Origin of the sequence: Arthrobacter sp. B2a2-09 (assembly GCF_027587375.1) — a bacterium.
GTDB lineage: Bacteria > Actinomycetota > Actinomycetes > Actinomycetales > Micrococcaceae > Arthrobacter.
In genome coordinates, this window is record NZ_JAMXIC010000018.1 from 61,078 (window position 1) to 81,314 (window position 20,237).

The 20,237-nt window shown below is 64.6% G+C and carries 16 protein-coding genes; 7 read left to right on the forward strand and 9 right to left on the reverse strand.

Annotation, left to right across the window (positions count from 1 at the left end; all coding sequences use genetic code 11):
* Positions 1 to 10 precede the first annotated feature (10 nt).
* Genes NFJ07_RS17705 through NFJ07_RS17715 form a run of 3 tightly spaced genes read left to right on the forward strand, consistent with a single transcriptional unit; the run spans position 11 to position 2,196 of the window.
* Positions 11 to 880, forward strand: coding sequence for an ABC transporter permease (locus NFJ07_RS17705; RefSeq protein WP_269996288.1), 870 nt, complete (start codon positions 11 to 13; stop codon positions 878 to 880).
* A 27-nt stretch (positions 881 to 907) separates the two neighbouring features.
* Positions 908 to 1,528 (forward strand): L-threonylcarbamoyladenylate synthase, encoded by a 621-nt coding sequence (locus NFJ07_RS17710; RefSeq protein ID WP_269996226.1) that lies wholly within the window; start codon positions 908 to 910, stop codon positions 1,526 to 1,528.
* Between the two features lie 2 nt (positions 1,529 to 1,530).
* Positions 1,531 to 2,196 carry an alpha/beta hydrolase family protein gene (locus NFJ07_RS17715; protein WP_269996227.1) on the forward strand — a complete coding sequence of 222 codons (666 nt, stop codon included), beginning with the start codon at positions 1,531 to 1,533 and terminating at the stop codon, positions 2,194 to 2,196.
* A gap of 3 nt (positions 2,197 to 2,199) precedes the next feature.
* On the opposite strand, the gene NFJ07_RS17720 is transcribed toward NFJ07_RS17715, so the two are convergent.
* The 3 genes from NFJ07_RS17720 to hrpB form a co-directional block, all read right to left on the reverse strand.
* Complete coding sequence (locus tag NFJ07_RS17720; RefSeq protein ID WP_269996228.1) at positions 2,200 to 4,377, reverse strand: elongation factor G-like protein EF-G2; 2,178 nt, start codon at positions 4,375 to 4,377, stop codon at positions 2,200 to 2,202.
* Positions 4,378 to 4,490: 113 nt separating this feature from the next.
* Complete coding sequence (locus tag NFJ07_RS17725; RefSeq protein WP_269996229.1) at positions 4,491 to 5,243, reverse strand: M50 family metallopeptidase; 753 nt, start codon at positions 5,241 to 5,243, stop codon at positions 4,491 to 4,493.
* Positions 5,244 to 5,300: 57 nt separating this feature from the next.
* Positions 5,301 to 8,036, reverse strand: coding sequence for an ATP-dependent helicase HrpB (hrpB, locus tag NFJ07_RS17730; protein ID WP_269996230.1), 2,736 nt, complete (start codon positions 8,034 to 8,036; stop codon positions 5,301 to 5,303).
* Between the two features lie 98 nt (positions 8,037 to 8,134).
* On the opposite strand from hrpB, the gene NFJ07_RS17735 reads away from it, so the two are divergent.
* Positions 8,135 to 8,320 (forward strand): hypothetical protein, encoded by a 186-nt coding sequence (locus tag NFJ07_RS17735; protein WP_269996232.1) that lies wholly within the window; start codon positions 8,135 to 8,137, stop codon positions 8,318 to 8,320.
* A 272-nt stretch (positions 8,321 to 8,592) separates the two neighbouring features.
* On the forward strand, positions 8,593 to 9,423 hold the full coding sequence (locus NFJ07_RS17740) for a slipin family protein (RefSeq protein WP_269996233.1): 831 nt from the start codon (positions 8,593 to 8,595) through the stop codon (positions 9,421 to 9,423).
* Positions 9,424 to 9,535: 112 nt separating this feature from the next.
* Here the strand turns inward: NFJ07_RS17740 and NFJ07_RS17745 are convergent, their stop codons facing one another.
* Positions 9,536 to 9,778, reverse strand: a complete 243-nt coding sequence (locus NFJ07_RS17745; RefSeq protein ID WP_269996234.1) for a hypothetical protein — start codon at positions 9,776 to 9,778, stop codon at positions 9,536 to 9,538.
* Positions 9,779 to 10,011: 233 nt separating this feature from the next.
* Here NFJ07_RS17745 and NFJ07_RS17750 point away from each other — a divergent pair, with 233 nt between their 5' ends.
* Positions 10,012 to 11,574 (forward strand): CehA/McbA family metallohydrolase, encoded by a 1,563-nt coding sequence (locus NFJ07_RS17750; RefSeq protein WP_269996235.1) that lies wholly within the window; start codon positions 10,012 to 10,014, stop codon positions 11,572 to 11,574.
* Positions 11,575 to 11,647: 73 nt separating this feature from the next.
* Here the strand turns inward: NFJ07_RS17750 and NFJ07_RS17755 are convergent, their stop codons facing one another.
* The 5 genes from NFJ07_RS17755 to murQ form a co-directional block, all read right to left on the reverse strand.
* Positions 11,648 to 12,835 (reverse strand): anhydro-N-acetylmuramic acid kinase, encoded by a 1,188-nt coding sequence (locus NFJ07_RS17755; RefSeq protein ID WP_269996237.1) that lies wholly within the window; start codon positions 12,833 to 12,835, stop codon positions 11,648 to 11,650.
* A 29-nt stretch (positions 12,836 to 12,864) separates the two neighbouring features.
* A complete protein-coding gene (locus tag NFJ07_RS17760) occupies positions 12,865 to 14,187 on the reverse strand; it encodes an MFS transporter (RefSeq protein ID WP_269996238.1) in 1,323 nt (440 codons plus the stop codon).
* A 74-nt stretch (positions 14,188 to 14,261) separates the two neighbouring features.
* Positions 14,262 to 15,044, reverse strand: coding sequence for a glucosamine-6-phosphate deaminase (gene nagB, locus NFJ07_RS17765; RefSeq protein WP_269996239.1), 783 nt, complete (start codon positions 15,042 to 15,044; stop codon positions 14,262 to 14,264).
* Entirely contained in the window at positions 15,044 to 17,890 is a 2,847-nt protein-coding gene (locus NFJ07_RS17770) for an FAD-binding and (Fe-S)-binding domain-containing protein (protein ID WP_269996240.1), read from the reverse strand. Before NFJ07_RS17770 ends, nagB begins: the two co-directional genes overlap by 1 nt.
* Positions 17,883 to 18,815, reverse strand: a complete 933-nt coding sequence (murQ, locus tag NFJ07_RS17775; protein WP_269996241.1) for an N-acetylmuramic acid 6-phosphate etherase — start codon at positions 18,813 to 18,815, stop codon at positions 17,883 to 17,885. Before murQ ends, NFJ07_RS17770 begins: the two co-directional genes overlap by 8 nt.
* A 231-nt stretch (positions 18,816 to 19,046) precedes the next feature.
* On the opposite strand from murQ, the gene NFJ07_RS17780 reads away from it, so the two are divergent.
* Complete coding sequence (locus NFJ07_RS17780) at positions 19,047 to 20,090, forward strand: NAD(P)-dependent alcohol dehydrogenase (RefSeq protein ID WP_269996243.1); 1,044 nt, start codon at positions 19,047 to 19,049, stop codon at positions 20,088 to 20,090.
* Positions 20,091 to 20,237 lie beyond the last annotated feature (147 nt).

Sequence of the window (20,237 nt, forward strand, 5' to 3'; positions counted from 1 at the left end):
AACCGAAGCCATGGATGCCGCGCCCGGCCCGCCCGGCGTCTCACCGGCAAGCGCCCTGCCATCAAGCTCGTGGTCACTCATGGCTTCGGAGCTCTCTGTGCTGTTCCGGCGGCTGCGGACGTGGGCCATGCTGCTGGCGCTCGCAGCGATTCCAATCCTTATTGCCGCGGCGGTCAAGCTGAGCTCGCATCCCGTGGCCCCGGGGCGGGGTCCGCCTTTCCTGGACCGGATCACCCAAAACGGGCTTTTCGTCGGCGTCACGGCCATGGTCGTCTCCGTGCCCTTGTTCCTTCCCCTCACGGTCGGGGTGGTGGCGGGGGACACGATTGCCGGCGAAGCGAACCTGGGCACGCTCAGGTACTTGCTCGTCGCCCCGGCGGGACGCGTCCGCCTCTTGTTGATCAAATACGCGGCCGCCGCGGCGTTCTGCCTGGCAGCGACCCTTACGGTGGCCGCCGCCGGCGCGCTGGCCGGCGTCGCACTCTTCCCCGTGGGCCCGGTGATCCTGCTGTCCGGCGACACTATCGGCGTCGGCGAATCCGCGGTGCGTTCCCTGCTGATTGCCGCGTACATCGCTGTGTCGCTTTTGGGGCTGTCCGCTATCGGGCTGGCAATTTCCACCTTTACGGACGTCCCTGTCGGCGCCATGGCTGCAACCATCGTGTTGTCCGTCGTGTCGCAAGTGGCCGACAACCTACCGCAACTTGAGTGGCTGCACCCCTGGCTGTTCAGCCATTACTGGTTAGGCTTCGCCGATCTCTTGCGCCAACCCATCTCCTGGACGAGCTTCAGCGACAATGCCCTGCTGCAGGCGGGCTATATCGTGGCCGCCGGCGCGTTGGCTTATGGCAAGTTCACCAGCAAGGATGTCCTGTCCTGAAGTACGGCCGGCCCGTAAGCTCGTGGCATGGCAAGATTCTTCGATGTTCACCCGCAGGACCCCCAACCACGCGCAATTGCCCAGGTGGTGAATATCCTCCAGTCCGGCGGGCTGATCGCCTACCCCACCGATTCCTGCTACGCACTCGGCGCGCAAATCGGCAACAGGGAAGCCCTGGATCGGATCCGCTCGATCCGCCAGCTCGACGGCAAACACCATTTCACCTTGGTCTGCAAGGACTTCGCGCAACTCGGGCAGTTCGTCATGATCGACAACGATGTGTTCCGAAGCATCAAGGCCGTCACGCCGGGAAGCTACACGTTCATCTTGCCCGCCACGAAGGAAGTGCCGCGCCGGCTCCTGCACCCCAAGAAAAAGACGGTAGGCGTACGGATTCCGGACCATACTTTTGTCCAGGCCCTGCTGGCCGAACTGGGCGAACCGCTCCTTTCCAGCACTTTGCTGCTCCCCGACGAGGAGGAGCCCTTGACCCAAGGCTGGGAAATCAAGGAACGCTTGGACAACCTGGTGGAAGCCGTCATCGAATCGGGGGACACCGGCGCAGAGCCTACTACCGTGGTGGACTTCTCAAGCGGCACGGCCGAAGTTGTCAGGCGCGGCACCGGCGATCCCTCCCGATTCGAGTAAGAATGTCAGCCACCGAATCCCGTGTCACGATCGACGTCGACGGTACATCCGTCTCCGGTATCTACGCCCGCCCGGACAAACCGCTCGCGACCCTCGTTCTCGCCCACGGAGCCGGGGCAGGCATGGAGCATCCGTTCCTGGGCGGCCTCGCGCACGCGCTGAACGACGACGGCGTCGCGACCCTGCGCTTCAACTTCCCCTACCGGGAAGCCGGCAAGAGGTTCCCCGATCGGCCGCCTGCGGCGATCGCGGCATGGAAGGCCGTCATGGAGGTAGCGGCGTCCCGCTCAGAGGGCGAACCGCTGTGGGCAGCCGGCAAGTCCTTCGGCGGCCGCATGGCGTCGATGGCAGTCGCCGAAGGCATGCCCGCGGCGGGGCTCGTCTACCTCGGCTACCCGCTGCACCCGCCGGGAAAACCGGAGAAGCTCCGCGATGAACACCTCTACGGGCTCACGCTGCCGATGCTCTTCCTGCAGGGCACCCGCGATACTTTCGCGACGCCCGAACTCCTCGAAAACGTGGCGGCCCGGATCGGACCCACCGCCACCATCGAGTGGTGGGACGGCGGCGACCACTCCTTTGAACGCGTGGGAGTCAAGAAGAATGCAGCGGACACCGGAGCGTCGCTGGCGGCCCCGGTATCAGCATTCCTTCGCAAGAACGGCTGAGTCTTAAGCTTTCGCCGCGGCGACGGTTATGCCGGGCGGCAGCGGCTCGTGCCGCAAGTACTCCCGGCGGAATCGGCCACTGCCCGCGGTCAGCCCCCGCAGCACGATCGCGTACCGCAGCAACTCCTGTTCCGGAACTTCTGCGCTGATCTCAGTACTTTCTCCGCCCACGGATGTCGTCCCGGTGACGCGCCCGCGGCGGGAGGACAGATCGCTCATGACCGCACCCACGTGATCATCGGCCACAAGTACCGTCACGGCCGAAATCGGTTCGAGGAGTTGAATGCTGCTCGCCGCGGCGGCCTCCCGCAAGGCCAACGCGCCAGCCGCTTGGAAGGCCGCGTCCGATGAGTCGACGCTGTGCGTCTTGCCGCCTACCAGGGTCACTTTGATGTCGACCACCGGGAAGCCTGCCCGCACCCCCTTGTTCATCTGGGCCCGCACGCCCTTCTCGACCGAAACAACGTACGTCCCGGGGATGACCCCACCAACAATCCTGTCGACGAATTCGAAGCCCGCCCCGCGTTCAAGGGGTTCCACTTCGATATCGCAAATCGCGTACTGTCCGTGGCCACCGGATTGCTTGACGTAGCGCCCGTGGCCGGCGGCCTGCGCGGCGAAAGTCTCCCGGAGCGGCGTGATGACGTCCACCGTCTGAAGCTTGACCCCCTGCTCCCGCAAGCGGTCGAGAACTGCTTCCGAGTGGGCCTCGCCCATGCACCACAAGACGAGCTGATGCGTCTCGGAGTTGCGCTCCACCCGAAGGGTCGGATCTCCTGCCGCGACCTTGGCCAGGCTTTTGGCCAGCGCATCCTCATCGCCGTGGGAGGCCGCTTCGATCGCCACCGGCATCAGCGGCTCGGGCATGTCCCAGGTTTCCACGAGCAATGGTGCCTCGCGGGCGGAAACCGTGTCTCCCGTCTCGGCGCTCGCCACCTTCGCCAGCGCGCAAATGTCCCCGGCCACGGCGAACTGTACCGGCCGAAGGCTGGATCCCAACGGGGAGTAAAGATGCGTGATCCGCTCGTCGCTGTCGTGGTCGGGGTGGCCCCGTTCGGCCAGGCCGTGCCCGCCCACGTGCACGGCTGAGTCCTCGCGAAGCGTCCCCGAAAAGAGCCGGACAAGGCACACCCGTCCCAGGAACGGGTCAACGGTGGTCCGCACCACTTCGCCCAGGAGCGGACCATCCGGATCGCATGTCAGGGGGGCGACAGGTGTCCCGCCCAAGTCAGTTACCGTCGGCAGGCTTCGCTCAGTCGGAGACGGAAACGCCCGGGTCAGCACTTCCAGCAATTCGGCCGTACCGACTCCGGTCACGGAGGAGGCTGCCAGCACCGGAAAGAACGTCCCCCGGACGATCGCGGTCTCCAAGTCTTCCACGAGGGTATCGATGGGGACCTCTTCGCCTTCGAGGTACCGGTCCATCAAGGTCTCATCCTCGCTCTCGGAAATGATGCCCTCGATGAGCTCCCCACGGACACCGTCCGCGCCGGCCAGTTCCTCCGCAGTCGCGGGACGTACCGCAGGTCTTGGCTCACCGGGGGTGTACTCCGACACCGAGCCCGAAAGGAGCCCGAGAAGTCCTGAGACGGCGTCACCGTTGCGGACCGGCAAGTGAAGGGGGAGGACGGAATCTCCGAAGGCGGCCCGGCATTCGGCCAGGACAGCATCGTAGTTCGCCCGTGGGTGGTCAAGCCTGCTGATCACCACGGCCCTGGGCATGCCAACGCGCTCGCATTCACCCCAGAGGGCGGTGGTTCCGACGTCGACGCCGTCAACGGCCGACACCACGAACAACGCCGCATCCGCAGCCCGCAGCCCCGCCCGCAGCTCTCCCATGAAATCGGCGTAGCCCGGAGTGTCGAGAAGGTTCACTTTGACGTCGTCGAATACCAGGGGCGCCGCCGACAGTCCAATGGATCGCTGCTGGTGGATGGCCGTCGCTTCGGAGTCACTCACGGTGGTGCCATCGACGATCGAACCCATGCGGGATACGACGCCGGCAGCGTAGAGGACTGATTCGAGCAGCATCGTCTTTCCCGCGCCTGAGCGGCCAATCAAGACGACGTTGCGGATATTTTCGGGCCGATCTGCCGGCACCGAGGAAGGGTCCGCGCGCCGAAGATCGGGGTTGGTCCGGTTCGACCCCTTCGTCGCACTGCCTGAGCCTTTCACCGACATGAGCACCTCCTGGAGTAGAAGCCGAATCCCCGCGTCCCTTTGCTAACCGATTCCACACCCTGGACCGGCGCACTGCAAGAGCAATCCAAGCAGTCCGTGCCGAAACCGCAGGCTTAGGAGACCATGCCCCACACCAGGCGAACGGAAAGGGCCGCGCTTGCCGCAATAACAACGGCGAAAGCCACAAGCCACAGCAAGGACGGGACTCCGGTGGCACGGGCCAGGATGTAGGCATCCGATGACGCGAGCCGATCCCGACGGCGGGTGTGGACCGAAGCCACCTTGAACCAATCCCGCACGGCGCCCACCTCGAGGGCTATGCCAAGTCCCAGCACCACATGGCTGACCGTCGGGGCAGTGGCGAACATGACAAGTAGCTGGGCGATCGCCGCGCTAAGGAGCGCCACGAAGATTCCGGTGAAGTTCCGCAGAAAGATCAATGCGAGCAGTAACACCAACGCGCCGATGGACATGGCCGCTCCCGACCGTCCTGCCGACACGGACCAGATGAGCGCCACGCCTACCACCGCGGGGCTCGGATATCCCCAGAAACCGGACCAGGCTGCGCCGAACTTGCCGCGCCCACTGCTCAGGAGCTGTCCCGAGTGGTCCAGCCCGATCCGGAGCCCGTGGACAACCCGCCCCGTCATGAGGGCGGCGAACGCATGGCCCAGTTCATGCACGAACGTCACATAGAGGCCAAACCAGCGCCATGTGGCCCGCGGGATACTCAGTACGACGGCCGCAGCGAGGATACCCAGGACAACGGGGGTCGCAAGGTTCGGGACCTCGGCCGTGGTGAATCCCCGCAGCACGGCTTGCCACCAGTCGTTGGCCAGGTCAGCGGGACGCAATTCCATGTTCATCACCGTGGCATCCTAAAGAAAAAGCCTGTGAATGCCTTCCAGGCCGCTTCAGCGCAGTCACATCTTCCGCTTGGTCTTGGCCGTCGCGAGCGCTGTCCACGGGTCTTCGGGCCAGGGATGCTTCGGATAGCGGCCCCGCATTTCTGCACGGACCTGGGCATAGGGGCCCGACCAAAAGGAAGCCAGGTCATCTGTCACGGCCAGCGGTCGCCTGGCCGGAGAAAGAAGGTGGAACAGCACCGGCACCCGTCCGCCTACCAAACGGGGCGTCTCAGCCCAGCCGAAGCACTCCTGCAACTTCACGGCCACTACCGGCCGCCCGCCGTCGTCCTCCGCGTCCGGATAGTCGATTCGCACCCGCGAACCGCTCGGCACCTCAAGCCATTCCGGCACCAGCTCATCGAGACGGGCCGCCTCCGGCCACGGCAAAAGCCGCCGCAACGGTTCGGCCAGGTTGATCCCGCTCGTGGCAGCGCCTCCGGCGAGCGCTTCGAGCTCCGGCACCAGCCACTTGTCTAGCCGGGCCAGCAACGCCGGCTCGGAAACGTCCGGCCATGGATCGCCCAGTTCCCTGTGCATCAAAGCCAGCCGCCGGCGCAACGCATCCGCACCCGTCGACCATCCGATGGTCCGCAAGCCCTCTTTCGCCAAGGCGCGGGCTACGGCAACGCGCCCATCGTCGATGGAAGGCCGCACGGGCGTCGACGAAAGCACGATCGCACCCAGTCGCCGTACCTGCCTGGCGGTGACGCGGCCCTGCTTGAATTCGGCTTCTACTGTGTCGCTCAGGAGATGGCTGGCGGCAGATTCCGCCGAATCCGCTGCCAAGGGCGCAGCGGAGCGGATGACGGCGCCGGTCCCTGCCGCATCCCGGCCCTCCGCGCGGGACACTTCGGCCACGGCGAGCCATTCGTGGCCGGCGAGTGGACTCCCTCCCGGCAGCCCGGCCCGTGTCCCTGACGTCAGCAGGTAGCGTTCGGGGCCGGTGCCTGGCACGCGGCGCGCCACACGGTCCGGGAATGCGAGCGCGACGACGAATCCCAAGGCTTCGGCGGGGCTCGCCGGTGAAGACAGGCTCGGCGGTGCGGTCATGGAAGACCCGATGCCGGAGCTCTCCTGGCGTGCGATCGCCTCCATGCGGCGGACGTCCTCCGCCCAACGCCGGGCCGCGGGATCCTTGCCTGTCCGGAGTGTGGCCAGGAGGCGCGTCACGTCAGCTCCGGGAGCCCGTTGATCCCCTGCCACGAGGGCGACCGCCTCGGCAGCCGTGTGGTGCCCGACTGCGGCGGCACCATCCAGCAGTGCGCGGGCCAGGCGTGGATCGGCAGGGATCCTGGCCAGGGTCTTTCCCACGTCCGTGGCAAGTCCGTCCGGGTAAATCGCACCAAGTTCCCGCAGAACCTCAATGGCATCGGCCATCGCGCCTTGGGGCGGAGCGTCCGGAAGTGCCAGCCCCCGGCCACCCGGTGATCCCCAGCAGGCCAGAATGAGCGCGGCGCCCGTCAGGTCCGCGGCCGAAATTTCCGGTGTGGGGTGGGCGGGTGCGGAACCGTACGCTTTTTGCTCGTAGCAGCGGACCACCCGTCCGGGCCCTTGGCGTGCCGCGCGTCCCGCGCGCTGTTCGGCGGAGGCCCGGGAGCAGGAGACAGTGACCAGGCCGGACATCCCACGGTTGGCGTCACGACGCAGCTCACGGGACAGCCCCGAGTCAATGACCAGCCGGACTCCCGGAACCGTCAGGGAGGACTCGGCCAGGGCAGTCGAGACGACAATCCGGGGAGTTCCGCCCGGTTCGCGGCCGGAGACCGCCCGGTCTTGTTCCTTCGGACTTGCCTGTCCGTGGAGCTCCAATACCTCCGCGTCCGGTACCCTCGCAGCTGATATCCCCGCAGTCATGCGGGCGCGCAGTCGGGATGCGACGTAGGAGACCTCCCAGGCACCCGGGACAAACACCAGGGCGTCGATGTCCGGATCAGCTGCGAGCATGTCCGTGTACGACGCCGCGGCCGTGTCCGCAACATGGTCCAGGAAGGCGCGGGTTACGCCGCGTCCGTCCAACCGTGGACTTGCCGCGGGCGCCCACTCGACCTTCAGGGGATGCAGCGCGGACGGACAGTCGACGACGGGTGCCGGCCCACCGCCATCGTGCATTCCGTTTGCGTCGTCCCCGACGCCGGCACGCCCAATCAGCGCGGCAAACCGTGGCGCGTCCAGGGTTGCCGACATCGCGACGAGGGTGAGGTCGTCCCGCAGCTCACGGACCTCGATGAGCATTCCGAGCAACAGGTCCGTCTCCAGGCCGCGTTCGTGGACCTCGTCCAAGATCACAGCGCTGGCGGTCTCAAGCCCCGGATCCGCGAGCAGGCGGCGCAGGAGGATTCCCGGAGTCACGAACTCAATGACGGTCCCCGGACCCGCCTGGCTTTCTCCGCGGACCGTGTACCCGACGCGATCGCCGAGCCGGCTACCGTCGAGGGCAGCGAGGCGCCGTGCGGCTGAGCGCGCGGCGACCCGTCGTGGTTGGGTCACCACAACCCGGGCGCGTTCGTTCCCTTTGACGGCGCCAGCCGCGATGTTGGCGAGCGTCATATTGGCAAGCAAGGGCGGCACGAGCGTCGTCTTGCCGGTCCCCGGGGGCGCTTGCACGACGGCGGCTCCTGCCGTCCCTCCCGCACCGAGGGCTTTGGCGAGTTCCCCCAGCGATTCTCCGAAGACCAGTCCCGCGCCGATCGTTTCCAGGTCGAAAGGGCGGTACGCGAGCGCGGCGTTCGGGGGGACGAGTGGGGATTTCACTCCTCCATTGTGCATATATGCGGAACCGGGCCTGAAAGGTGGACGGCTTGCCGAATCGGGAGGACGATTAAAAGGCAGTTGCTAGAAGGAGGTCTGTGATGTGCTACGGGTACAACAAGGATTTCCGGCGGGACACCAGGAAAGATGCCTCACAGGAACCCGAGGAACGCCCTGAGCCCAAGGTGGACGCGAAGGACTTCATGTTCTGGACCTTCCCACGCCGCCACCGTGAGTTCACGAACGATCCGGAGCCGGTTATCGACCGGACCCGCGAAAGGGTCTAACCCACGAAATTGAAAGGAATGTCCCGGAGGGGGCGTTCCTTTCATTCGTCCGGACCACGTCAGTTCCCTTGGATCATGGCCGCGCCAATTCGACCCGGAGGATGGCCCCATAGGGCCTACAACTCCGCGAATCCAAGGTATTTACTGGAGATACAACGTACGCGGGTTCGCCTGCCTCGCTGCGGAAATTGGGCTCCCTTTTCCCTCCATTGCCACCGAAGGATCTCCGCCATGAACGCATCAGCACTAAGAAACGAAGCCGGTGTGCGGCCATGACAGCGGACGCCATCACCTGGCTGATTGTCTTCATCGTCCTGCTGGTCATCTGGTTTGCGATGGCCGTCCACATTGTCACGCAGTATGAGCGCGGTGTCCTGTTGAGGCTGGGGAGGGTCCAGGGCCTCCGGACCCCGGGGCTTGTGATCATCATCCCGTTCGTCGACCGGCTGAGGAAGGTCTCCTTGCGGATCGTCACCATGCCCATCCAGTCCCAGGGCATCATCACCCGGGACAACGTCAGCCTGGACATTTCCGCCGTCGCCTATTTCCGGGTGGTGGACGCCATCAAGTCCGTTCTTGCCATCGAAAACGTCTACGCCGCGATTGACCAGATCGCGCAAACCACGCTGCGCAAGGTGGTTGGCCAGCACTCGCTCGACGAGACGCTCGCAGAAACGGATGTCATCAATGCCAACATCCGTCAGATCCTGGATGGACTGACTTTGGAATGGGGCGTCGAAGTGACCCTCGTGGAACTCAAGGACATCCAACTGCCGGACAGCATGAAGCGCGCCATGGCCCGCCAAGCCGAGGCCGAGCGTGAGAAGCGCGCCAAGATCATCGCCGCCGAAGGCGAGTCCCTTGCCGCCGCAGCACTGGGCATGGCCTCTGACACCATGATGGCCCACCCTTTGGCCCTGCAGTTGCGCAACCTGCAGTCCATGGTGGAGATCGGCGTGGACAAGAACACCACCGTCGTCTTCCCGGCGCCCTTGATGAGCACCATCGGCGAGCTCGGAGCATTCCTTGCCCGCGAAGCCGCCGCGGCCAAAGCCGCGCAACCACCGAGGACCATGACGGGACGAACTATGGCGGCCGGGTGAAACTGAACGGCCCCTACGCTCGAGGCAGGGAAGCACCGGCCCACCTGGTTTTCCAGTGTGGGCCGGTGCCGGCAGCTTGGGTTACGGGGGCCGGGTGACGGCGTCCTCTGGCTTAGGCAGTGACGCCTACAGAGGTTCCTTCAGCTGCGAACAGGGCTTCCGCTACGTCTTCCCTGAGGTGGTAGTCCCTGGCTTCGACCGGATACAGGGAACCACTGACCACGTAGTAACCGCGGCCTTCGCCCGGCCCGCCAGCCGCGGCATCTATGGCGGCGATCATCCCTGGCTCCAAGGGCTTTTCCTTGCCTGCCTCGCGCAATCGAGCGAGGTCTTCGGCCTCAAGGCGACTGATCAAACCCGGAATATCGCACATCTAGAAACACCGTCCTGTTCGGTCCATGGGAAAGGTTGCGCCGCAGCCCCAGCCGTTGGTGCATGCCAAGAACAGTAAGCCCGGGCATGGCTCGTGGCAAGGGTCCAACGAGGACGGGTCCACTGAATGGACTCCGCTTGCTGGCGCCTCCGGTTTCATGCTGCGTTCTTGGTTCTGTTGCCTACTGTTCAGTAACGGTCGGCAACATCGAGGGAGTGACTTCACCATGTAAAGCCCATTCGGGCGACAATGTTTCCTTCTCCTCTACCCGGCGCGGCTTCCTGGCCGCCGCACTGACTGGCGCGGCTTTGACCCTGGCGCCGGTTTCGTTCGCGGCGGCCGCTACCGGAACCAGCAAGACCAAGACGATCACCGGCCATCTGGATCCGGGAGCAGCGGACTTCGTCTATGTGCCGATCGAGGTCCCGGCTGGCGTCAACAAAATCAGCGTTTCGTACACCTACAGCAAGCCCCAGGTGGCCTCCGGACTTCTCGGGAACGCCTGCGACATCGGAATCTTCGATGAAAAGGGCACCGACCTCGCCGGCAAGGGTTTCCGCGGCTGGTCCGGCGGTTTCCGCACCGAATTCAGCATCAGCGCCGGCGACACGACGCCGGGCTACCTGCCGGGGCCCGTTGGAAAGGGCACGTGGAACGTCGTTCTTGGCCCGTATCAGGTGGCCGAGCAGGGCCTTGACTACACGGTGAACGTCACGCTTGAGTATGGACCCGACGGCACCCCTTTCAAGCCCCAGTACCCGCCACAGCAGATCGCTGGCCGCGGCGCAGCCTGGTACCGCGGCGATGCGCACCTGCACACCGTCTACTCGGACGGGAAGCGCACCCCCGAGGAGGTCGCAGCTGGCGCCCGCGCCGCGCGTCTCGACTTCATGATCTCCACGGACCACAACACGCCGGCATCGCACGGCGTCTGGGGACCGCTCGCCGGCAACGATCTCCTCATCCTCATGGGCGAGGAAGTCACCACGCGAAACGGTCACTACCTCGCGCTCGGCCTGGAGCCGGGCGAATGGATCGACTGGCGCTACCGGGCCCGCGACAAGGGATTCGAGAAAGAAGCCCAGCGGATCCGCGCCTCCGGCGGAATCGTTGTGCCGGCACACCCCTATTGCCCCTACGTCGCCTGCCGCTGGAAGTTCGGCTATGACGACGCCGATGCGGTTGAGGTATGGACAGGCCCGTGGACCATCGACGACGAGTCCTCCGTCAACACTTGGGACTCGATGCTCGCCCACTCCGTGCGCACGGGTGGCCGGTGGCTCCCGGCGATGGGCAACAGCGACGCCCACAGCGTCCCGCAGGTCATCGGGCTCCCCCACAACGTGGTCAACGCCGCGGCGTTGTCCCGCGATGCCCTGCTGGACGGCATCCGCAACGGACGCAACTGGATCGCCGAATCCGCTGACGTCTCGGTGGACTTCCAGGTCACGTCCGGCGGCAAGAGCGCGACCGTGGGCGAGCGGCTCAACGTCGCGGCAGATGCCCCCGTCACGGTGACGGCGAAAATCGCCGGCGTGCCGAACGGCGTCGTGCGCTTCATCACGGATGAAGGTCAGACCCAGCAGATCACGCTTCCCGCGTCGGGCCAAGGAACGAGCACATGGGTTACAACTCCGCAGCTCGCGGCGTACGTGCGCGTGGAGGTCCGGCATCCGAAGATCGACGGAACGTCAGGCAGCGGCACGGAGATGGGAACGGTCATCCCGCTCGGCCCCATGGCAGCGTTGACCAACCCGATCTTCCTGGGTAACAACTAAAACTCGGCAACCGCAAACGCAGGTGGGGCCCGCAGAAAATGCGGGCCCCACCTGCGTTCGGCGGTTCAATCGGCTAACGGGACCTTCCCGAGCCGCTTTGGATCCTCAGCGTCCTTGGCGGCGTCGCGGGAAGAGGGGGCATATGGAGTCCACCGGATCCCGGAGTGATGGAGCCGAGGACACTGGCGTGCCGCGCCCCGGTGCAACTGGCCACCGTTGCCGGGAGGTTGTGAAGCGACAAGTAGCCGAGCACGGCGAAGGCGCAGGCTTCCTTCATGGTGGACGGCAGGCCCAGCCGGTCCGAGCTGAGCAACTCAACGGCTCCCAGTTCCTCTTGAAGGGCCCGCATGAGCGTGGGATTCCGGGTTCCGCCTCCCGATGCGACCACGGAGGTACCTCCCGCGGCGCGGACGGCATCGGCGACAGTCCGTGCGGTGAGGCTGACGAGGGTAGCGATCACGTCTTCTGCAGGGAGATTCCGCGCGCCGCAGCCAGCCAAAGCCGCTTCGAGATAGGGCAAGTGGAAGAGTTCCTTGCCAGTGGATTTGGGAGCGGGCCGGGAATAGTACGGCTCCGAAAGAAGCCGGTTGAGCAGCTCAACGTTGACACTACCGCGGGCGCCGAGCTCGCCGTCGTGGTCGTAGTGCTTTTCACCGGCCGTCATGGACACGACGGCCGCATCAATGAGGGCGTTGGCCGGTCCGGTGTCGAAGGCAACAGGCTCGGCGGAGGCCACAGTGATGTTGGCGATCCCGCCCAGGTTCAGGGCGACGGGCGTGCCCGGCAATCCGCCCAGCCACAGGGCGTCGAACAGGCTCACCAAGGGGGCTCCTTGCCCGCCCGCTGCCACGTCCCGCGAGCGGAAGTTGGACACCACCGTGCAGCCGGTTTCCTCTGCAATCCAGGCCGGTTCGCCAATTTGCAGGGTTCCGTGGACCTTGCCGGACTCGACCCAGTGGAAAACAGTCTGGCCATGTGAGGCGATGAGCTCAGCCCGGCCGTCGCACAGTTCACGGTTTGCCCTGGCAGCAAGCCGGGCGAATGCTTGCCCGATGCGGGTGTCGAGCTGACAGATCTGCTCCATGGAGGTCGCTGCGGGCGGCATTTGCGCCGCCAAAGCATCCCGCAGCTCCCCGGTGTAGGGCTCACTGACGACACCCAAGGGTGTAAGCACCAGGGCATCTCCGTCCCTGGTGATGTCGACCGCTACGGCGTCGATCGCATCGTAGGACGTTCCGGACATCATGCCGATGATACGCATGGCACTACTCCCCTCATCTCTTCGTTCGGCTAATCGCGGAGGGCGGTCTTGTGGGCTGATCCACGAAGCGTGGCAAGCGCGAAGACACTGATGATGCAGGTGGCCATCACGTAGTACGCGGGGATGTCCTTATTGCCCGTGGACGCGATAAGCGCGGTAATGATGAGCCCGGCCGAGCCTGAGAACACTGCGTTGGCAATCGAATAGGACAGGCCCAGTCCGGTATAGCGGACGGTGGTCGGGAACATTTCCGAGAGCATCGCGGGCCCGGGTCCGGCCATCATGCCAACCACTGCGCCGGCGATGAAGACCCCGGCTCCCATCAGCCACGGCGGGCTTGTGGGGTCCTGAAGGATCTTCAACAGCGGAATTGCGAGGACTGTGATGAGGATGGCGCCCGCCAGCATGATGGGCCGTCGCCCCCAACGGTCGCTGAGGATACCGCTGGGGATGATCGATGCGGCGAAACCTGCGTTCGCCAGCACCGTGGCGATCAGCGCGGCTTGGAAGGTCGCATGAAGGCTGGTCTGCAGGTACGACGGGAGCACTACGAGGAAGGTATATCCCGCCGCCGACCAGCCCATGAGACGGCCGATGCCAAGCAGAATCGCACGGGCGGTCTCCGCCTTGCTGGGGTGCTGGAGCACGACGCCGGGCGCCTGGCCCGTTTCGGCCGTCACCGTCCGCTGGAAGTTGGGAGTCTCCTCAAGCTTCAGCCGCAGGTACAGCGCGACCAAACCAAGGGGAAGTGCGAGGAGGAAGGGGATGCGCCAGCCCCAGTCGCTGAGATCCTTTGCGGTCAGGAGCGAGGCCATCAATGCTCCGACGCCGGCACCAGCCAGGAGGCCGAGCCCCACCGTGAACGACTGCCACGAACCGTAGCTTCCACGTTTCCCGGTTGGTGCGAATTCAGTCATGATCGAGACGGCGCCGCCGAACTCGCCGCCGGCCGACAACCCTTGAAGGATGCGCACGAGGGTCAGGAGGATGGGAGCCATCACGCCCAGGGTGGCGTAGTTGGGAAGAACACCGATGAGCGCAGTTGATCCGGTCATGAGCAGCAGGACGATGATCAGCGTCGGACGGCGGCCGATCCGGTCGCCGATTCGTCCGAAGATGGCTGCCCCGACTGGGCGGAAGAAGAAGGCGATCGCGAATGAGGCATATGTCTTGATGAGGGCCTCGAAGTCCGATGCCCCGGCGGTGGTAAAGAAGTCGGTGGAGATGATGGTTGCGAAGGAACCGTAGATTCCGAATTCGTACCACTCAATGAAGTTGCCGACCGAACCGGCCACAAGGGCCCGTCTGGCTTCCTTGGCGGGTGGCCGCGCGACGAGTGTCGGGGTGCTCATGCTGTGTCCTTTAGGTCTGTGCCGTGAAGGCGATGGTGGATGGTGCTGTACTGCGGTGCACTCCGGGAATGCTTCTAGAGTCCTTGCCAGAGGGGTTTGTGCTGGAAGGAATGACGGTAATAGTCGGCCAAGGCGAGCATTGATGCCGCGGCTTCATCCAGGAATACGGTCACGTGCGGGTGAAGCTGGAGCACCGATGCCGGACAGAGGGCCGTCACGGCGCCTTCGGCCAGCTCGCGCACTGCCTCGGCTTTGTTCAATCCCCTGGCGGTCAAGAGGATGTGCCGGGAGTCCATGATGGTGCCCAGTCCCTGAGTGAGGACATGTTTGGGAACAGAGTCCAGGGAGTCGAAGAACCGGGCATTGTCACGGCGGGTTTGCTCTGTGAGGGTTTTGATCCTGGTGCGTGAACCCAGGGACGAGCCCGGTTCATTGAACCCGATATGGCCGTCAGTGCCAATGCCGAGGATCTGCAGGTCAACTCCCCCTGCGGCCCGTATCTGGTCCTCGTAGCTGTTGCAGGCCCCGGAAAGATCAACCCCGAAGCCGTCCGGACCGTGGACCTTGTCTTCAGCGAAGTCAACATGCCGCGTGAATTCGCGGCGAATGACCTCACGGTAAAGCTCCGGATGCTGATCCGGGAGCCCGATGTATTCATCAAGAGTGAATGCCTTTGCTTCAGCGAAGCTCAGGACGCCGGAGCGATAACGACGAACCAGCTCGTTGTAGATGGGGAGCGGTGAAGAGCCGGTTGCGAGTCCCAGGACCGCATCCGGTTTCCGATCAAGCAGGGACTCGATGACGTCCGCGGCCATCATGCCGATCTCAGTGCGGCCAGGGAGTATGACGATCTCCATCAGGGAGTTCCTTTCCTTGGACTCGTAGCTTCATCCAGCAGCTCGAGGATGTGGCGGTATTCATGGCCGGTGGCCCGGGTCATGCCCAATTCACACGTCCTGTTCGTTGACGCATATGCCGAACGGCGAAGCTCATTGACTTCCGCGGCTTGGGCAGCCGTGGCTGAATCGGTCAATTCGGGATGGAGGAGCCCGCGGTCACCCGCGTAGGCACAGCAGCCCCAACTGGGCGGCACCACGACGTTGTCCGCCAGGGAGGCAGCAATAGCCGTGAAGTCCCCGTTGATCCCCAGCCGGGTAGACGAGCAGGTCGGGTGCAGGGCGAGGGATTCCAACCGGCGCGAAACGTCAAGATGGGGCATGAGCCGCTCCTTGGCGAATTGCACGGAGTCAATGAATTTGAGGTCCGAATACTCCGCAAGGGCATCCGGGGATGAAGCCGCATCCCTCAGGGCCTCCAGCCCTTCCGTGCAGGAAGACGCATCACAGATCACCGGCAGTCGTCCATGATCACTCGCCTCCCACAGGGCCGGAAGGACCCTGTCCCGCATGACGTCATACCCATCAATGAAGCCCTTCGACTTCCAGGGCGTGCCGCAGCAAAGATTCCCGATATCGCGGGGAACAATCAGTTCAACACCGGCGCGCCCGGCGAGGTTCAGGAAGGCCTGCGTGACCCCGGTCCCGACGTTGCCGCGGCCGTCGTCGGCCGGGCCGAACATGGCGCCAATACAGGCCGGGAAATACACGGCGTCGGCAGTCGTTCCGGTGGACTCTCCCGCTCCAATGCCTTGGGCGGCGGTTCGTTTGCGGCCTCCCCTGGGAAGCGCGTCGCTGTAAAGCGGGACGTTCTCGGCACCGAGGAGCACCCTTCCCGCGGCGGTGACGGCCTGCACGGCAGCTGCCGGCATCGCCTTGGCCGCGCTGAGGCCCAGGGAGCCGACGGCGGTGACCGCTCCCCAGTGCCTGGCGGCAGCAGTCCAGCCCTTGTCGGCGACGGCGTTGTGGTTTTCCGCCCTGAGACGGCGCACCAGATCGCCGGTGTTGATCAAGACCGGGCACGCGCCCTGGCACATGCCGTCCGCCGCGCAGGTCTGGACGCCGTCGTACTCGTAGTCCTTGCGCAACCGTTCGGCAAGAGGGTGGTTTCCCTCTTGTTCTGCGGCGGCGATTTCCCGCCGGATCGCAATCCTTTGCCGAGGCGTCATGGTGAGGTCCTTGCTTGGACACACCGGCTCGCAATAGCCGCACTCGACGCAGCGGTCCACTTCTTCTTCCACTACTGGTGCGGTCTTCAGGTGATCGAGGTAGGACCTCGGTTCCTCCGACAGGACAACCCCGGGGTTCAACAGCCGTTGAGGATCGGCAAGCCGTTTGATGGTGCACATGACGTCGTAGAGTTCCGGCCCGTACTGGCGCGCGACAAAAGGCGCCATGATCCTTCCGGTGCCGTGTTCGGCCTTGAGGGTGCCCTGATTGCCGAGGACAAGATCCACCATGTCTTCGGTGAACGCCTCGTAGCGATCAAGCTGGGAGGGATCGTCGAACCGCTCCGTGAGCATGAAATGGATGTTGCCGTCCTTGGCATGGCCGAAAATGACGCTGTCCTGGTAGTGGTGCCGATCAAAAAGACCAAGCAGCTGTTCGCAAGTCTCCGCCAGCGCAGGCACCGGGACGGCAATGTCTTCCAGGAGGGCATTTGTTCCTGCGGGCCTGCTTCCCGCAACGGTGGTGTAAAGGCCCTTCCTGATGTGCCACAGGGCTGACCGCTTCTTGGCATCCGTGGAAAGCTCAAAGGGAGCCGCCAAGTCCAGCGAATCGAACAGCGCCTGGCTCCGTTGCTGCTTTTCGAGCAGTTCTTCCGCACTTGGAGCCTGGTGCTCCACAAGAAGGGCGGCGTGGCGATGGATCTCCAAGCCGGCCAGCGATGCCGGTGTTCCTGCTTGGCGCTGAGCCACAGCCAACGAGGCTGCGTCCATCAGCTCCACCGTGGCAAGGCCGCACGCCACCAGCTCGGGAAGGGCTGAGGCGGCACCGTTGAGCGAGTTGAAGGTCATCAGTCCGGTGGCAGCGTAAGGGTGGGATTCGATGGTGTGGAACGTGGCCTGGGCGATGAAGCCAAGCGTTCCCTCGGATCCGATCATGAGGTGTTCCAGGATTTTGACGGGTTCCTCAAAGTCGAGGAAGGAATTGAGCCCGTAACCCATGGTGTTCTTCATGGCGAACATTCGGTCGATGGTCCGCACGGAGTCTGGATTGGAGATAATCCTGCGTCGCAACCGGAGCAATCCCTCGTGCAATCCAGGCTCCTGCTCGTGGAGCTGCTTGTCCGCATCGGGGTTGGCCGTATCGATGACGGTGCCCGAAGGCAGCACCATCACGAGGGATTCCAGGGTGCGGTAAGTGTTGAATTCAGTGCCGCAAGCCATTCCGGAAGAGTTGTTGGCCACGACTCCCCCGATGGTGCACGCACCCTCGCTGGCAGGATCAGGACCCAGCTTTCGTCCGTATGCGGACAGCCGCGCGTTGACGCTGCGCACCGTGGCGCCGGGTCCCACGCGAACCCGGGCGCCGTCGTCGAGCACGTCAACGGAGCGGAAGTGTTTCCGCACGTCCACCAGGAGGCCGTCCGTGACAGCCTGCCCACTCAGCGACGTCCCGCCGGAACGGAAGACAAGCGGCGTGCCTACGGAAGCAGCCGAAGCCATGATCCGCCCAACTTCCGCCGCGTCCACGGGCGCGACGACGGCCCGCGGCTTCAACAAATAATGCGAAGCGTCGTGTGCCATCGCGAGGCGATCCAAGTCACGGGTGGTGAACCCCGCGAACCCGCGAAGCTCATTCATTGGCGAGGGCGCTTGCCGCGTCACGCACGTTGCCTCCCGCCACTTCGACGGCGTCACGCGCGTTGGCGGGGGAAGCACCGCTGAGCATGATGACGAGAGCCACCTTCAGATCGCCGTCTGCGGACTGGAGCGCACCCCGGCAGCTCTCTTCAGCGGCGCCCGTGGCTTCCATCAGGATCCTCACCGTGCGTGCCCGCAGCTTTTCGTTCGTTGCAACCATGGAGACCATCAGGTTTGACCAGGTACGGCCGAGCCTGATCATCAGGGCCGTGGAGAATCCATTCAGCATGAGCTTTTGGGCAGTGCCCGCCTTGAGCCGGGTTGACCCCGCCAATGCTTCGGGCCCGGTGTCCGCGGCAAGCACGAAGTCCGCGAGTGGCCCAAGTTCCGGTTCGCGGGCACAGGCAATGAGCGCTGTTGTGGCTCCGAGTTCACGACCCGCCGTCAACGCACCGCCAACGTATGGCGTCCGCCCGGACGCCGCAATACCGATGACGATGTCGCCGGAGCGGACATCCGCGGCGGCCTGCGCACCCGCTTCCCGGCAGTCTTCGACGTTTTCCACCGCCTGGGTCAGTGCCGCAGGACCGCCGGCGTGGTGTGCGATGACGACGCCGTCGGGAAGATTGAATGTCGGCCTCAGCTCAGCGGCGTCAAGGACTCCGAGGCGTCCCGATGTACCTGCGCCGAAGTAGTGGACGCGGCCCCCGTTCCGAACCGACGCGGCGGCTGCCTCCACCAGCTCGGCCATCTGCGGCAGGATGGCACGCACTGCTTGGGGGGCCTGTTGGTCTTCGTCGTTGAGTGCTTCAAGGATCTCGATGGTGGTGCGTTGGTCCAGGTCCAGGGTGTTGGCGTTTCGAACCTCAGTACTGATCTCCAGCCATGCCGAACCGTTCTGCCCGGCGTGTGGTTGCGTTTCCATCGGTACCCCTATCTGTCATTCCTGCGACTTGCCTGACATCGAAGGTAGGTGCATAAACGCCCCTTGTCAATCAATTACATGGATTCAATTTCGTAGGTAACATGTTTACATGAAGTTGAAGGAGAAGCCGAGGGAGGCATTGCCAGTACCCCTACCAGCAGGGACTCCCTCGCTTCGGAAATCTCCTGTTGGATGGATAGTGCCAATCCTCCGTCCACCAACAGGAGAATAATGCTGACCGTCAATGCTTACGCCGCCCCATCCGCGAGCGAAGCCCTCGTCCCCACCACCATCGAGCGCCGCGACGTCGGTGCCCACGACGTGCTGATCGAGATCAAGTACGCAGGCATCTGCCATTCAGACATCCACACGGTCCGCGGCGACTGGGGACCGCAGTCCTACCCGCTCGCCCCCGGCCACGAAATCGCCGGAATCGTCACTGAAATCGGTTCCGAAGTCACCCGCCACAAGGTCGGCGACCGCGTCGGCGTCGGCTGCATGGTCAACTCCTGCCGCGAATGCGAGAACTGCCGCAAGGGCGAGGAGCAGTACTGCCTCAAAGGCATGACCGGGACCTACGGCGCCGTTGACCGCGACGGGACCATCACCCAGGGCGGCTACTCCACCCACGTCGTCGTGACCGAAGACTTCGTGGTCCAGATCCCCGAAGGAATAGGGCTCGACGCCGCCGCTCCCCTGCTGTGCGCAGGCATCACCACCTATTCGCCGCTCCGGCACTGGGGTGCCGGTCCGGGCAAGAAGGTCGCCGTCGCCGGACTCGGCGGACTGGGGCACATGGCCGTCAAACTCGCACACGCCATGGGCGCCGAAGTCACGGTGCTGTCCCAATCGCTGAAGAAAATGGAAGACGGCCTGCGCTTGGGCGCGGATTCCTATTACGCCACAAGCAACCCGGCCACCTTCGAAGAGCTTGCGGGAGCGTTCGACTTGATCATCAACACCGTCAGCGCCCCGATCGACATCAGCTCCTACCTTCAGTTGCTGGCCCTCGACGGCGCGCTGGTGAACGTCGGCGCACCGGCGGAGCCACTGCCGGTCAACGTGTTCTCACTCATCACGGGACGGCGCTCCTTCGCGGGATCGGCAATCGGCGGCATCCGGGAGACCCAGGAAATGCTCGACTTCTGCGCCGAACACGGACTTGACGCCGAGATCGAAGTCATCCCGGCCGACAAGATCAACGACGCCTACGAGCGCGTGCTCGCCTCGGATGTGCGGTACCGCTTCGTCATTGACGCGTCCACACTGGGCTAGGCGGGAAGGGCACGCGTTCCGAAAAGTCCCTGCGGGGCGCGTGCACCGTGGCTTCGGCTGCGCGCTTGTGTCCCGCGGGGACTTTCGCTGTCCTTTGATAAACGTTCACTATCCAGTCTCCTTTTGATTACGGTGGCCAACTATCGT